Genomic DNA, 14,505 nt, shown 5'->3' on the forward strand with positions numbered 1-14,505 from the left:
TTTCTTCAGACCCCCGTGCCGATGGTGACCCAGCCGAAATATTTCAGGCAGCCGGCCACAAGAACCCACACGATGGCGATGGGAATGAATACCTTCCAGCCCAGCCGCATGATCTGGTCATAGCGGTAGCGCGGGAAGCTGGCGCGGAACCAGAGGAACAGGAACGAAAACAGGAAAGCCTTGATCAGCAACCACGGGAAACCGGCGTGCCCGATAAAGCCCCATGATGAAGGAAACGGCGACAGCCATCCGCCCATGAACAGGACCGCGGAGAGAAAGCTCACCAGGATCATGTTGGCGTATTCGGCGAGGAAGAAAATCGCGAACGCCGAGCCGGAATATTCCACATGGAAACCCGCGACGATTTCCGACTCGCCCTCGGCCACGTCGAACGGTGCGCGGTTGGTTTCGGCCACGCCGGAGATGAAATAGATCACGAACACCGGCAGCAGCGGCAGCCAGAACCAGTCGAGCAGACCCTTGTGGCCGGCCTGCGCGTTGACGATATCGGTGAGGTTGAGGCTGCCGGCCAGCACCAGCACGCAGACCAGGCACAGGCCCATCGCCAGCTCGTACGAAATCACCTGAGCCGCCGAGCGCATCGCGCCGAGCAGCGCATAGCGCGAGTTGGACGCCCAGCCGGCGAGAATGATGCCGTACACGCCGAGCGAGGTCATCGCCAGCAGGTACAGCACGCCGGCGTTCGCGTTCGACAGTACCATCTTGCCGCTGAAGGGAATCACCGCCCAGGCCGCGAGCGCCGGCACCAGGGTCAGCATCGGCGCCAGGTAGTAAAGAAAGCGATTGGCCGTGGTCGGCAAAATCACTTCCTTAATCAGCAGCTTGACCACATCGGCGAAGGCCTGCAGCAGGCCGAGCGGACCGATCTTGTTCGGCCCCATGCGCACGTGCATCCAGCCGATGACCTTGCGCTCCCAGTACACGAACATCGCCACGGCGAGGATCAGCGGGATCGTGATGCACAGGATGTAGACGATCGGCCACACGAGATGATTGATGAGTTGATCAACCATGATGCTTATGCCTTGCTCAAAGTAATGGCGGCGCCGTAAGGCGGCAGTGCGGCAGTGATGTCGTGCCCGGCTTCGATCCAGACAGTGCCATCGGGAACGGCCTGATCGATCGTCAACGCCAGGGTCGCGTCGGCCACGCGAACCTGCTCGCCGCCGGTCAGACCCAGACGCTTCACCTCATCCGCATTCACGCGTACCGCAGGCGCGCGATTGAGAGGATGCGCCTGCAGCGCGGTCGCACGGCGCAGCACGGCGTCGGTGCGATAGATCGGCAGTGTGGCCAGACGAACCAGACCGGAGACATCCTGACGCTTGGCCAACGCATGGGTGACTGTTGTCGGCCGCTCGCCGATGCCGTCGCGCAGACCGGCAAGATCGTCGAATTCGAAGCCGGCCAGCTGCAGCGAACCGCCCAGCGCACGCAGCACCTTCCAGCCCGCACGGGTCTGTCCGGGGGCTTTGGCACCGGCAGCGACGCTCTGTGCCAGTCCGTCGACGTTGACCAGGGTCGCGTCGATTTCTGGCAGTAGCGCGATCGGCAGAATCACGTCCGCGACTTCACGCAAGGCGGTGCTGGCGTAGGCACTGAAAGCAACGACCTGCTCGGCCGCGCGCAGCGCTTTCAGCGCCGCAGCGCCGTCGGCAAAATCGTGCGGCGGCTCGACGCCGTACAGCACGTAGCTCTTGCGCGCTTGCGCCAGCATGGCCTGCGCATCGAGGCCGCCGTTGCCCGGCAGCACGCCGAGCTTGGCCAGACCGACCGCGTTGGCACCGACCGGCAATTCGTTGTAACCGGCACCGGTCGCTTCGGCGATGAAGCGAGCAATCGCACGCAGCCACGAAGCCTGCGGATGCGTCACCGCGGCTTCGCCGAGGATGATGACAGCGCTGCCGGATTTCAGCGCGCCGATGACTTCTCTGTCGCCATCGTCGCCCTGCGCGCCGTCGATCGCGTCGGCCAGCGCCGATGGCGCCGAAGCGCCGGCACTAACGGCCGCTTTGGCCACTGCCAGCAGGGCGTCGACCATGGCATGCGGCGCCACGATGGCCTGACCCGCCAGCGGGTAGTTGAAGGCGAACTGCGCCGGGTTGACCAGGTAGACCTTGGCGCCCTTCTTGGTCGCCTGGTGCAGCCGGTGATTGACCAGCGGCATCTCGTGACGCAGATCGGAACCGACGATGAGCGCCGCCTTGACCTTGTCGATCTCGGCCACCGGCAAACCGAACGTCGTGGCGACCGCGTTGTCGGCAAAGTCGAGCTGCCGCAGGCGGTGATCGACGTGCGCGCTGCCCAGACCGCGAGCCAGACGCATCAGCAGATCGCCCTCCTCGTTCGAGGTCGCGGGGTGAACGAGAACGCCCAGTTCGCTGCCCGACTCTTTCTTCAAGGCTTCGCCGGCCGCCTTCAGTGCGTCTTCCCAGGTCGTAACCTGCCACTGGCCGTTGCGCTTCACTTCCGGTGCGCTGATGCGATCGGGGGCGTACATGCCCTGATAGCTGTAGCGATCGCGGTCGGACAGCCAGCACTCGTTGACCGCTTCGTTGTCACGCGGCACCGTGCGCAGCACATCGCCGCGGCGCGTATGCAGCCACAGGTTGGAGCCCAATGCGTCGTGATAGGCGATCGACGGCTTGGCGATCAGCTCCCAGGCGCGCGCCTGGAACTGATACGGCTTGTTGGTCAATGCGCCGACCGGACACACGTCGATGATGTTGCCGGAAAGCTCGGTTTCCAGCGTCTTGCCGATATAGGTACCGATCTGCAGATTTTCACCGCGGCTCATGCCGCCGAGCTCGTAGGTACCGGCAATTTCGCTGGTGAAGCGCACGCAGCGCGTGCACTGGATGCAGCGGGTCATTTCGGTGGCGACCAGCGGACCGAGGTTCTCGTCGGTGATCGTGCGCTTGCGCTCGGTGTAGCGCGACACGCTGCGGCCGTAGCCCAGCGCCACGTCCTGCAGCTCGCACTCGCCGCCCTGATCGCAGATCGGGCAGTCCAGCGGATGGTTGATCAGCAGAAACTCCATCACGTCTTTCTGGAATTTCAGCGCCTTGTCCGAACGCGTAGTGACCTTCATGCCCTCGGCCACCGGCGTGGCGCAGGCCGGCTGCGGCTTGGGCATCATCTTGCCGCCCATCTCCACGTCGACCAGGCACATGCGGCAGTTGGCGGCGATCGGCAGCTTGCGGTGATAGCAGAAGCGTGGAATGGCGACGCCAATGGCGTCGGCCGCTTCGATGATCATCGCGCCCTTGCGGATCTGGGTCGGCTTGCCGTCGACCTCGATATTCAGCAGGTCGGGCGCGGCATGGCTAACGGGCTGCGCGCTCATGCGGCCACCCCGCGGCTGGCTTCGGCCATCTGGTCTTCAGTCATCGAACGACCGTGCTCCACGTAATATTCGAATTCATGCCAGAAACGGTTGAGGAAACCCTGTACCGGCCACGCGGCCGCCTCACCGAAGGCGCAGATGGTGTGACCTTCGATCTGACCGGCGACGGCCTTGAGGCGATGCAAGTCGTCCGGTACGCCCTTGCCCTCGACGATGCGCGACAGCACGCGGTACATCCAGCCGGTGCCCTCGCGGCATGGCGTGCACTGGCCGCAGGATTCGGCGAAGTAGAAGCGCGAAATGCGGTGGCAGACCTTCACCATGCAGGCGGTGTCGTCCATCACGATGACCGCGCCCGAACCCAGACCGGAACCGGCCTTTTGCAGACAGTCGAAGTCCATCGTCATGTCCATCATGATCTCGGCCGGCAGCACCTTCATCGAGGCACCGCCGGGGATCACGGCCTTCAGCGTACGACCCGGCCGCAGACCGCCGGCCATGTCGAGCAGGTCCTTGAACGGGGTGCCCAGGGCGATTTCGAAGTTGCCGGGCTTGGCCACGTGGCCCGATACCGAGAAAACTTTCGGGCCGCCATTGTTCGGCTTGCCGATATTGAGGAACCAGTCCGCGCCGTTACGCATGATCGCCGGGATCGAAGCGTAGGTTTCGGTGTTGTTGATCGTCGTCGGCTTGCCGTACAGCCCAAAGTTGGCCGGGAACGGCGGCTTGAAGCGCGGCTGCCCTTTCTTGCCTTCGAGCGACTCCATCAGCGCGGTTTCTTCACCGCAGATGTACGCGCCGGCGCCGAGCGCGGCATAAATGTCCACGTCCACACCGCTGCCCAGAATGTCCTTGCCCAGCAGGCCGGCGGCATAGGCTTCTTTCAACGCCTCTTCGAAATGCTCGAACGGCTCGTGATGAAATTCGCCGCGCAGATAGTTGTACGCCACCGTGGCACCGGTGCAGTAGCAGCCGATGGCCAGACCTTCGATGACTGCGTGCGGGTTGTAGCGCAGGATATCGCGATCGTGCGAGGTGCCCGGCTCCGACTCGTCGGAATTGCACAGCATGTATTTCTGCATCGTGCCTTTCGGCATGAACGACCATTTCAGCCCGGTCGGAAAGCCGGCGCCGCCGCGACCGCGCAGCGCGCTTTTCTTGACCTCTTCGATCAACGTCGCCGGATCGGGCTTTTCGGCGAGAATTTTCCGCCACGCCTTGTAGCCGTCTATTTGCTCGTAGCTGTCCATCGCCCACGGCTTGTCGAAATGCAGCGTGGTCAGGACGACCTGATGATCTTTCGGTGCGGGTCCGACTGCCATGATCTACTCCAACCCGTCCAGAATTTTGTCGAGCTGCTGGATATCCAGATGCTCGTGGTAATGGCCGTTGACGGTCATCGCCGGTGCGCGCACGCAGGCCGCGATGCACTCTTCTTCTTTCTTCAGATACACGCGGCCGTCGGCAGTGCTTTCGCCCAGCTTTACGCCGAGCTTCTTTTCGCAGTGACGCACAAGGTCGTCCGCGCCGTTGAGCCAGCATGAGATGTTGGTGCAGATCGCCACATTGTTGCGGCCGACCGGTTTGGTTTCCAGCATCGAGTAGAAGCTGGCCACCTCGTACGCCCAGACCGTGGGCAGATCGAGGTACTTCGCCACTGCGGCGATCAGGTCGTCGCTGAGAAAGCCCTGGTTCTGCTCCTGCGCCGCGAACAGCGACTGGATCAGCGCCGAGCGCTTGCGGTCGGGTGGAAACTTGGCGACCCAGGCGTCGATGTGATGACGCGTGTGCTCGCTGAGCACGACCAGCGGGTCGACGTTCTTGACCTGGTCAAAATGTCCGGTGACTTTCATAGATGCTTTCCTTCGGACTCAGCGGTCGACTTCGCCGAACACGAGATCGTAGGTGCCAATCATGGCCACCACGTCGGCGAGCATGTGGCCGCGCACGATGGTGTCCATGGACGAGAGATGGGCGAAGCCCGGTGCGCGCAGATGCACGCGGAAAGGCTTGTTGGCGCCATCGGAAACCAGGTAGCAGCCGAACTCGCCCTTGGGCGCTTCCACGGCGCAGTAGGTTTCGCCGGCCGGCACGCAGTAGCCTTCGGTGAACAGTTTGAAGTGATGGATCATGGCTTCCATGTCCTCCTTCATTTCAAAGCGCGTGGGCGGCGCGACCTTGAAATTTTTCACCATCACCGGACCCGGATTCGCCTTCAGCCATTTCACGCACTGCTGGATGATGCGATTGGACTGGCGCATTTCTTCCACGCGCACCAGATAGCGGTCGTAGCAGTCACCGTTTACGCCAACCGGAATGTCGAAATCCACGTCGGCGTATTTCGCATAGGGCTGCTTCTTGCGCAGATCCCATTCCACGCCCGATCCGCGCAGCATCGCGCCGGTCATGCCCCACTGTTGGGCCAGCTCCGGGCTGATCACGCCGATACCGACGGTGCGCTGTTTCCAGATGCGGTTGCCGGTGAGCAGCTCTTCGTACTCGTCGACCTTGCTTGGGAAATCGTTGGTGAACGCCTCGAGGTAGTCGAGCATCGAGCCTTCGCGCCAGCTGTTGATACGCTTGAGGTCGTTACCCTTGTGCCACGGGGACTCACGGTACTGCGGCATCTGCGCCGGCAGGTCGCGATACACGCCGCCAGGCCGGTAATACGTCGCGTGCATGCGAGCGCCGGAAACGGCTTCGTAGCAGTCCATCAGCTCTTCGCGCTCGCGGAAGGCGTACAGGAATACCGCCATCGCACCGAGATCCAGCGCGTTCGAGCCCACCCACATCAGGTGGTTCAGGATGCGGGTGATCTCGTCGAACATGGTGCGGATGTACTGCGCACGCTCCGGCGCCTCGATACCCAGCAGGGTTTCGATGGCGCGCACGTAGGCGTGCTCGTTGCACATCATCGAGACGTAATCGAGCCGATCCATGTAGCCGATGGACTGGTTGAACGGCTTGGACTCGGCCAGCTTTTCGGTACCACGGTGCAGCAGGCCGATATGCGGATCGGCACGGACGATGGTTTCGCCGTCCATTTCCATGATCAGACGCAGCACGCCGTGCGCCGCAGGATGCTGCGGGCCGAAGTTCATCGTGTAGTTGCGAATCTCTTGCACGATCAGTTCCTCTGCCAGTCGTCGGCGGCTTCGGCTTCGGCCTGCATCAGGTCGGCGTCGTTGCGGATGGTGCGCGGTACCAGCACGCGCGGCTCGATCGACACCGGCTCGTAGATCACGCGCTTCTGCTCGGGGTCGTAGCGCACTTCGACGTTGCCGATCAGCGGAAAATCCTTGCGGAACGGATGCCCCACAAAACCGTAGTCGGTGAGAATGCGGCGCAGGTCCGGGTGACCGTCGAAAATAATGCCGTACAAGTCGAACGCCTCGCGCTCGAACCAGTTCACGCCCGGCCAGATGAGAGTGAGCGACGGCACCACCGGCAGCGTGTCGTCGTCGCAGAAAACGCGCAGACGCAGGCGGCAGTTGTGCACGATCGATAGCAGATGCACGACCGAAGCAAAGCGGCGCGGCTTGTCCTCGTTGAGCGGTCGGCTGGCCCAGTCGAAACGGCCCATCGCCTGGCCTTCCACGCCGCGCGAAAAGCCAGTGCTGGAAACCGAGTCGGTATCCCATTCGACCTGGCTGTAGCCGAGGTAGTCGATACCGCACAGATCCACCAGTTCGCTGAACTGGAATGCCGACTCATCGCGCAAAGCGGTGGCGACCACGATGAGATCGGCGGCGGACAGTTCGGCGGTGGTCTCGTTGCGGACCTTGCTGATAGTGAGCGTTTCGCCGAATCGCGCGGCGAGACGGTCGGCCAGCGCGTTCGAATGTGGGTCGGACATGAAGAGCCTCTTACGAACGCGCGATGGTGCTGGTACGACGAATTTTTTTCTGCAACTGCAGAATGCCGTGGATCAACGCCTCGGCCGTCGGCGGGCAGCCCGGCACGTAGATATCGACCGGCACGATGCGGTCGCAGCCGCGCACCACCGAGTACGAGTAGTGGTAGTAGCCGCCGCCGTTGGCGCAGCTGCCCATCGAGATCACCCACTTCGGCTCCGGCATCTGGTCGTAGACCTTGCGCAGCGCGGGAGCCATCTTGTTGACCAGGGTGCCGGCCACGATCATCACGTCGGACTGGCGCGGGCTGGGGCGAAAAATCACGCCGTAGCGATCCAGGTCCAGACGCGCCGCACCGGCGTGCATCATCTCCACTGCGCAGCAAGCCAGACCGAAGGTCATCGGCCACATGGAGCCGGTGCGCGCCCAGTTCATCAACGCGTCGACGCTGGTGGTGGCGAAGCCGCGCTGGACGATCGGGTTGTCGCCGGCCGGCCGCAGAATATCGTCGACCAGATTCAGCGGCTCCGGGTTGTGCATCACCCGGCTTATGGAATTGCTCATTCCCATTCCAGTGCCCCTTTCTTCCAGACGTAAGCGAAACCGATTACCAGCAGCAGCAGGAACAACGCCATCTCGATCAGCGCCACGGCGCCGATCTTCTGGAACACCACCGCCCACGGAAACAGGAAGGCGATTTCCAGATCGAAAATGATGAAGAGGATGGCCAGCAGGTAATAGCGCACGTCGAACTGCATGCGGGCGTCTTCGAACGCCTCGAAGCCGCACTCGTACGGCGCCAGCTTTTCGGCACCCGGGCGGCTGGGGCCGGCCAGCAGGCCAATGGCGAGAAGCGCCAGGCCCAGACCGATCGCCACGGCGATGAACAACAGAACGGGCCAATATTCGGCAATCACGATGCAACTACCTCCGCGCCGTGCGGCGCATCAGTGACCGCGGGGAAACGGTCTGGCGGCTTTTGGTTCGTCGGGCCGGAGCAGCGGGGAGCTGATCGACCACACTTGCAGGCGCGAGGCCCGAAGCATGTGACGTTTCGCGAAGAACGGGTCCGCGAACTTGGTTATTGTACCAGCGCGTACGGGTACTACGACAAGCACTAATGACCGCAATGTGCGGTTTGACCGCAGATCGCGACGGCGCGGTTACATGGTATGCGTGGGACGATCCGAGCTCAGCGTGCCGGCAAGAATATTCTCGATGCGGCTGCGCGCCGCCTCGGCGTCACCCGATTCGTTGAAGTGCACACCGATGCCGGCCGTGCGGTTACCCTGCGCGCCCAGCGGACTGATCCATACCACTTTGCCGACCACCGACAGACGCTCGGTTTCCTCGGCCAGCGTGACCAGCAGAACCACCTCGTCGCCCAAGGCATATTGTTGCGCTGTCGGCGCAAACAGTCCGCCGTTCTTGAGGAACGGCATATAGGCGTTGTAAAGCGACGGAGCATCTTTGATTTTCAGCGAGATGATGCCCTGTCGGACAGCGGCCACCACGGGTTTCATACTTGACTCCTGCCGGCCGAACGCATCGACCGATCCATGCTTCGATCATAAAGGCTGCGCTGGCATCGCACCACCGCGGCGGCGGCATCGGGCGCAACCGCGCGATGCGTTTTGCGCAGACGCATGGCGTCGATGGCGTACTCAGGCGCCGAGCTGCCGGCCGTCCAGCAGGGACTGGCGCTCGCCGGACAGCCGACTCCAAGACGGCGGCGGCAGCCAGCCGGCCACCCACGCTGGCACCGAGAAGCCCGGCATCGGGCGCGAAATGGAAAACCCCTGCAGCTGATGGCAGCCCAGCGACGCCAGCACGTCCCCCTCTTCCGGCGACTCCACGCCTTCGGCGATCACCGACTTGGCCAGCATGCGGGCCGTGGTGATCACACCGGCAGCGATGGCCATATTGCGATCGTCGCCGAGGATGTCCCGCACAAAACGCTGGTCGAGCTTGATATGTTCGATATCGAGCTGCTGGATATGGCTCAGCGACGCGCTGCCGGTGCCGAAATCGTCCAGGCCCACGCGAATGCCGCGGCGACGGCACTCCTCGATCACCACGGCGGCCTGCACATGATCCATGCTCGGACCGGTTTCGGTGATTTCGATGCAGAAGCCGACGTCCATCACTTCGGGATAAGCGTCCAACGCCACATCGATGTCGCTGAAGAACGCCGGATGCAGCAGGTGCCGCGTGCTGATGTTCACCGACACCGGAATCGACGCGCCCTGCTGCAGCCATTCCCGGCAATGCTTGAAAGCTTCGCCCAACACGAAGCGACCGATTGGCCGCGCCAGCTGCGGATCATCCAGTACGTGAGTGAAGTTGGCTGGCTCGATCAGACCCAGTTCGTCGTCATGCAGACGGATGAGCGCCTCCATGCTGGCCACACCTTGCGGCCCCGCAAGACCGTCAACATAGACGATCGGCTGAAACAGTAGCCGCAATCTCGACTGCACCAGCGCCTGGGCGACGCGCTCGCGCATGGCCTGCAGACGCAGTTGCTCCTGCTCCATCTGCGGCTCGTAGAAGGCGCCGCGATCCTTGCCCTGCTGTTTAGCCGCGTACATGGCCAGATCGGCATGGCGTACCAACCCTTCGGCATCGGCGGAATCGAGCGGAAACAGCGTCCAACCGATGCTGGCCGACAGGTGCAGCTGCTCGCCACTGCAATGAAACGGCAGCCGCAGCGCCTGCAGGATGCAGCGACTGATCGCGTCGAGCTGCTCCTTGCTGTCCAGGCCGGGGATCATCAGCGCAAACTCGTCGCCACCGAACCGGGCCAGCACGTCGACCGTGCGCAGCAGGCTGCGCACCCGCACAGAAGCTTCCACCAGCACCTGATCGCCGCCGCCGTGTCCGATCGTGTCGTTGACACTCTTGAAGCGATCCAGATCCAGCACGCCTATGGCCAACAGCGAGGCATGCTGTCGCGTGCCGGCCCGCGCTTTTTCAAGCAGATCGAACAGCAGGCGCCGATTGGGCAGCCCGGTGACCACGTCGTAGAACGCCAGGCGGTGGACGCTGGCCTGCTGCGTTTTCTGCGACGTGATATCGCGCTGATTCCAGATGCGTCCGTGGCGGATGCCGTCAATATAGATAGGCGTGAAGTCGCGCAGCAAGATGCGCCCGTCGCGCATGTGGACTTCCTCATCCTTGATGGCCTCGCCTCGGCGCAGGATTTCCCGAAGCCGCAGAAATTCCGCGTCGGGATCGCGGTAGGCATGCGTGAGCCGATCGAAGATCACGCTCGATGCCCGGTTCTCCAATTCGGCCGGTGTCTGCTCGAAGCCGTACAGCTCGCAGAATGCCTTGTTGGCGAACATCACCCGCCCTTCCTCGGAGATCACCAGAATGCCCGAGTGCTGATGCGAAAGAATCGTGCGGAAATGCTGCAGGTTGAAGCGCAGCTCCCGCTCGGCCGCAAGACGGGCCGCGCGTGCGCGCTGAAATTGGATACCCAGGCCGAGTTCGATCCCCATTTCCGAGAACACCTGGATCTCGATCGCGTTGAACGCATCGGCCTCGGCGGTGCCGATGACAAACACACCGACCGCAACCTCATCGATCCGCAGCGGCAATGCCAGCAGCGCGCGCAGCGGCATCGCGGGATCGTCCGTCGGGCGCTCGTCGAGTCCGCAAGAAGAGAGGTACCTGACCTGCGGCTCTCCGGCCTGCAGCGTCAGCCGAGCTATTTCCGCGGCAAAGCCTTCAACCAGCACCGTGCTACCGCTGCCTGCCTCGTTGTCGTGGCTGAAGCCATGACGTGCCCGCCACTGGATGCCGGGTTCGATCGGGTCCGGCGACAATCCGATCCATGCCAGGGCGTAATCGCCGACGTGTCGGGCAACATGGCAGGCATCGGCCAGCAGTTGCGGTTCCTCCCCGCTTCGCGAGACCACCTTGATCATTTCGCTGAGCAGCCGCAGCGCCTGCCGCTGGCGCGCTTCCTCGCGCAGCGACTGCAGCAGGCGCATTCGCTGCTGATAGGCCTCGAGCCCCAGGCCGATACTCCACGCCGCCTGCTGCAACAGCTCGATCATCGCCGTCGAGAAAAAATCGACATCGGAGGAACGTATTACCAGACCGGCCTGCACTTCGCCGAAAGTCAGCACCGGCACCGCGATCGACGAAGTGACGCCGTGGCGCCTGAAGGCCATGCGAAAACTCTCCATGCCCGACAGGTGCGCGATATCGGCCTCCAGCTGCGGCGTGCCCTCCCAGAATGAGGGCGTCGCCACGGCGAACGGCAGCCGCTCGGGATAAATATCTTCCATTCCCGCCGGAACGCGCGCCGGTGCGATGCGCCGAAACCATCCAATGGCGCGATCCACCTCGCCAACCATCACCAGACGCGCGCCGATGCGCTGCTCCAGCACCTCGATCACCGCTTCGTAGAGCACGGCAGGATCGAGCGAGCGCAGCAGTAATTGACCGAGATCGGAAAGCACCGCGTACCGGCTTTCGCTGGATACGTTCCGAGGTTTCAGCCCGGGGTCAACCCGTCGTGGATTCTGATCCGAAGTACGCATGCAGGTAGCCAGCCGGTAAACGGAGTCCGTCCACCTGCCGTCCGCCCGGAGGCAAACAGGTCGGCGGCGTTCTTGTCGGTCCAGACAACGCCACCAGCAGCTTTGCACTGGTCCCTAACATCGGCGTGGTCGTTCCCCCTGCGGCGAAGCTAGCGCTGTCGCTCAACCGATGCAAGGGCCGCACCGATCTCTCAGATTTCGCACCAGCCCCAGCGATCGAAGATCCACAGCGAGGGGAGCGCGCACGCCAGTCGGGCGAAACGCGGTCCGCCCGCGGCTGCATCCGGTAACTCAAGACGATACCTGCCCTCACCGTCGCGCTGCAGCGGCGCCCGCGACCACGGCCAGGTCTGCACGGACGACCGATCGACCACGCTCAGGCGCAGCAGCGGCCGCAACCACGCCGGCGGCCGCCAGGGGAGCGCATCGCGTGGCGTCGGCGACGCCGGCAAAACCTGCGTATAGCGTTCGACACGGCCGGCAAGCCGGCGCATGCGACTGCCGCTCAAAGCCATCTGGCTATGATGTGCGTTCAGCGCCTGCAGCTTGGTGGCCGACTGTTCGGGCGTTCCGATCATGTCGACAAAGCGCTCGTGTGCGCTATGTCCGTGGATGAGATAAGCCAGCTGCAGCGGCGCATCCGACAGCGATGCCAAAGCCAGCCGGGTCAGCACATAAGCGGAGCCGTGGTCTGGATGACGGTCATCCATCGACGGCATGGCGACGATGTTGGGACAAAACGCACGGATGGCCGCGGCCAGCTCCTCCACGGCACGCGAACCGGAGTGCAGCAGAACATCGGTCACGCCCATGTCCGGCCATTCCAGCGTTTGCAGCGCGGCCGATGGAACAGCCAGCTGTTGCAGCGCCTGACGCAATTCAATGTGGCGACGCTGCCCCCAGCGCTGCCGGTCGGCCGCGCCGATCCACAGTCGCCGCTCGAGCCAGCGCTGCGGCCAGGGATTGTTCTCGCCCGCGGTCAGCAGCACCAGCTTCACCTCACCGCCGGCGGCGCGGACGCGCTGGATCAGCACGCCGTTGGCGATCGTCTCGTCATCCGGATGCGGCGCGATCACCAGCAGACGAGTCTGCGCGGAAAAGGCCGGCAGCTTCAGCGTGGAAGACGATGGGCGCACGCTGACGGCCGCGGCCGTCAACGCCATTGCGCCAGCAGTTCCAGCAGCAGCAGGTCGGCGCGCAGCGGACCGCGCAGACTTTCCCGCGTGCGATTGACCGCGTTGTACCACTGGTCGAGCGTCTCGGCGTTCAACGCGCTGGCAAGCGGGCCGGGTTTATCCGTGACCTTGGACCGGATTTCATCGGCCGCGGCCTGCGCGGCGAACCACAGGCGCTGGGCCGGCTCGTTATCCAGCCAGCGCTTGACCACTTCCATCGGCTGACCGCGACCGGCCGCCAGCGCGGCCAGATCCTTGCGCACTTCGAGCCGGCGATCGAGCGCGCCTTCCTGCGCCCATGCGCTGGCAAGGCCTGGATTGCCACCCGCAGCCGCCAGCGCGCCGGCCGCGTCACGCACGCCCTGTGCCTGCAGCCACGCCAGCGCCTCGGCAGCGTCGGGCAGATGAAACTCGATGCGCTGGCAGCGGCTGCGGATGGTCTGCGGCAAACGCCATGGCGCATCCGCCATCAGGATCAGCATGGTCTGCGGCGAGGGCTCTTCCAGCGTTTTCAGCAGCGCATTGCCGGCGGCCGGGTTCATCGCGTCAGCTGGATCGATCAGCGCCACCTGCCAGCCGCCGAACTGGCTGCTCATGGCCAGCCGGGCGGACAGATCGCGGATCTGGTCGACCACGATTTCGCTGCGCTGCACGCCGTCTTTGCGCAGACCGAAGCTCAGCTCGATCAGATCCGGATGACTGCCCGCCGCCAGCAGCAGGCAGCGACGGCAGTGCCCGCAGGCGTCGCCATCGACCGGCTGCTCGCACAACAGCCCGTTGACGAAACGCTGCACGAACTCGCGCTTGCCCAGACCTGCAGCGCCGCAGACCAGCAGCGCATGCGGCAGCGCATCGCGCTGACGGCGCGACTGCAGGCGCGACCAGTGCTCGGCATGCCAGGGCAAGGCGCTCATGACGGCCGACCTGCAAATAATTCGGCGATGGCCTGAGTAGCCGCTCTCAGCACGTCGGCCGGCGACTGGCTGGCATCGAGCACGCGAAAGCGATCCGGCTCGGCCGCCGCGCGCTCCCGATAGGTCGAGCGAATGCGTTCGAAAAACGCATCCGCCTCGACCTCGATGCGATCCGCCTCACCGCGACCGGCGGCGCGGGCGCGGCCGGTCGCCACGGGCAGATCGAGCAGCAGCGTCAGATCGGGCTTGAGCCCGGCGCAGGCCCAGCGCTCCAGCTCGGCGATGCGCTCGACCGGCTGGCCGCGCCCACCGCCCTGATACGCGTAACTGGCATCGGCAAATCGATCGCACAGCACCCACTGCCCGGTATCGAGCGCAGGGGCAATCACCTCGCGCACCAGCTGCGCGCGTGAGGCGAACATCAGCAGCAGTTCCGCTTCGGCGGTCAGGCCACGCTGCGCGGGATCGAGCACGATGGCACGTGCAGCCTCGCCCAGTTGCGTACCGCCGGGTTCGCGCGTCTGCACCAGGGTGAAACCATGCTGCTCGATGGTCGCGCGCAGCCCGGTCAGCAAGGTGCTTTTACCCGCGCCCTCGCCGCCTTCGAGGCTGATGAATTTTCCACGCGTTGTGGCCTGCGCTATA

At 64.0% G+C, this 14,505-nt stretch carries 13 protein-coding genes; all 13 read right to left on the minus strand.

The window, feature by feature from the left end; all coding sequences use genetic code 11:
* Window positions 1-5 precede the first annotated feature (5 nt).
* Window positions 6-1,034 carry an NADH-quinone oxidoreductase subunit NuoH gene (gene nuoH, locus HDE78_RS16845; RefSeq protein ID WP_179481619.1) on the minus strand — a complete coding sequence of 343 codons (1,029 nt, stop codon included), beginning with the start codon at window positions 1,032-1,034 and terminating at the stop codon, window positions 6-8.
* Between the two features lie 5 nt (window positions 1,035-1,039).
* On the minus strand, window positions 1,040-3,367 hold the full coding sequence (gene nuoG, locus HDE78_RS16850; protein WP_179481621.1) for an NADH-quinone oxidoreductase subunit NuoG: 2,328 nt from the start codon (window positions 3,365-3,367) through the stop codon (window positions 1,040-1,042).
* Window positions 3,364-4,689, minus strand: coding sequence for an NADH-quinone oxidoreductase subunit NuoF (nuoF, locus tag HDE78_RS16855; protein WP_179481623.1), 1,326 nt, complete (start codon window positions 4,687-4,689; stop codon window positions 3,364-3,366). Before nuoF ends, nuoG begins: the two co-directional genes overlap by 4 nt.
* A gap of 3 nt (window positions 4,690-4,692) precedes the next feature.
* Window positions 4,693-5,220 (minus strand): NADH-quinone oxidoreductase subunit NuoE, encoded by a 528-nt coding sequence (gene nuoE / locus HDE78_RS16860; RefSeq protein WP_179481625.1) that lies wholly within the window; start codon window positions 5,218-5,220, stop codon window positions 4,693-4,695.
* A gap of 18 nt (window positions 5,221-5,238) precedes the next feature.
* Entirely contained in the window at window positions 5,239-6,468 is a 1,230-nt protein-coding gene (locus HDE78_RS16865; protein WP_255457873.1) for an NADH-quinone oxidoreductase subunit D, read from the minus strand.
* Window positions 6,469-6,494: 26 nt separating this feature from the next.
* Window positions 6,495-7,223: an NADH-quinone oxidoreductase subunit C gene (locus HDE78_RS16870; protein WP_179481629.1), complete on the minus strand. Its 729-nt coding sequence runs from the start codon at window positions 7,221-7,223 to the stop codon at window positions 6,495-6,497.
* Window positions 7,224-7,233: 10 nt separating this feature from the next.
* On the minus strand, window positions 7,234-7,791 hold the full coding sequence (locus tag HDE78_RS16875; protein ID WP_179481631.1) for an NADH-quinone oxidoreductase subunit B: 558 nt from the start codon (window positions 7,789-7,791) through the stop codon (window positions 7,234-7,236).
* Window positions 7,782-8,138, minus strand: a complete 357-nt coding sequence (gene ndhC, locus HDE78_RS16880) for an NADH-quinone oxidoreductase subunit A (RefSeq protein ID WP_179481633.1) — start codon at window positions 8,136-8,138, stop codon at window positions 7,782-7,784. The genes HDE78_RS16875 and ndhC overlap by 10 nt, the downstream gene beginning before the upstream one ends.
* A 246-nt stretch (window positions 8,139-8,384) precedes the next feature.
* The gene (locus HDE78_RS16885; RefSeq protein ID WP_179481771.1) at window positions 8,385-8,732 is read right to left on the minus strand and encodes a PilZ domain-containing protein; all 348 of its coding nucleotides are present in this window, start codon (window positions 8,730-8,732) and stop codon (window positions 8,385-8,387) included.
* 153 nt (window positions 8,733-8,885) lie between these two features.
* On the minus strand, window positions 8,886-11,771 hold the full coding sequence (locus tag HDE78_RS16890; RefSeq protein WP_179481635.1) for an EAL domain-containing protein: 2,886 nt from the start codon (window positions 11,769-11,771) through the stop codon (window positions 8,886-8,888).
* 191 nt (window positions 11,772-11,962) lie between these two features.
* Entirely contained in the window at window positions 11,963-12,934 is a 972-nt protein-coding gene (locus HDE78_RS16895) for a PIG-L family deacetylase (RefSeq protein WP_179481637.1), read from the minus strand.
* Window positions 12,925-13,860: a DNA polymerase III subunit delta' gene (gene holB / locus HDE78_RS16900; protein WP_179481639.1), complete on the minus strand. Its 936-nt coding sequence runs from the start codon at window positions 13,858-13,860 to the stop codon at window positions 12,925-12,927. The genes HDE78_RS16895 and holB overlap by 10 nt, the downstream gene beginning before the upstream one ends.
* Window positions 13,857-14,504 carry a dTMP kinase gene (gene tmk / locus HDE78_RS16905; RefSeq protein WP_179481773.1) on the minus strand — a complete coding sequence of 216 codons (648 nt, stop codon included), beginning with the start codon at window positions 14,502-14,504 and terminating at the stop codon, window positions 13,857-13,859. The genes holB and tmk overlap by 4 nt, the downstream gene beginning before the upstream one ends.
* Between the last annotated feature and the right edge of the window lies 1 nt (window position 14,505).

It is taken from the genome of Rhodanobacter sp. K2T2 (assembly GCF_013408815.1).
Classification (GTDB): domain Bacteria; phylum Pseudomonadota; class Gammaproteobacteria; order Xanthomonadales; family Rhodanobacteraceae; genus Rhodanobacter.

Excerpts from the sequence above, each read along its gene's own strand:
- nuoH (WP_179481619.1), bottom strand. The coding sequence starts at position 1,034 with ATGGTTGATCAACTCATCAATCATCTCGTGTGGCCGATCGTCTACATC.
- nuoG (WP_179481621.1), bottom strand. The coding sequence starts at position 3,367 with ATGAGCGCGCAGCCCGTTAGCCATGCCGCGCCCGACCTGCTGAATATC.
- nuoF (WP_179481623.1), bottom strand. The coding sequence starts at position 4,689 with ATGGCAGTCGGACCCGCACCGAAAGATCATCAGGTCGTCCTGACCACG.
- nuoE (WP_179481625.1), bottom strand. The coding sequence starts at position 5,220 with ATGAAAGTCACCGGACATTTTGACCAGGTCAAGAACGTCGACCCGCTG.
- HDE78_RS16865 (WP_255457873.1), bottom strand. The coding sequence starts at position 6,468 with ATGAACTTCGGCCCGCAGCATCCTGCGGCGCACGGCGTGCTGCGTCTG.
- HDE78_RS16870 (WP_179481629.1), bottom strand. The coding sequence starts at position 7,223 with ATGTCCGACCCACATTCGAACGCGCTGGCCGACCGTCTCGCCGCGCGA.
- HDE78_RS16875 (WP_179481631.1), bottom strand. The coding sequence starts at position 7,791 with ATGGGAATGAGCAATTCCATAAGCCGGGTGATGCACAACCCGGAGCCG.
- HDE78_RS16890 (WP_179481635.1), bottom strand. The coding sequence starts at position 11,771 with ATGCGTACTTCGGATCAGAATCCACGACGGGTTGACCCCGGGCTGAAA.
- HDE78_RS16895 (WP_179481637.1), bottom strand. The coding sequence starts at position 12,934 with ATGGCGTTGACGGCCGCGGCCGTCAGCGTGCGCCCATCGTCTTCCACG.
- holB (WP_179481639.1), bottom strand. The coding sequence starts at position 13,860 with ATGAGCGCCTTGCCCTGGCATGCCGAGCACTGGTCGCGCCTGCAGTCG.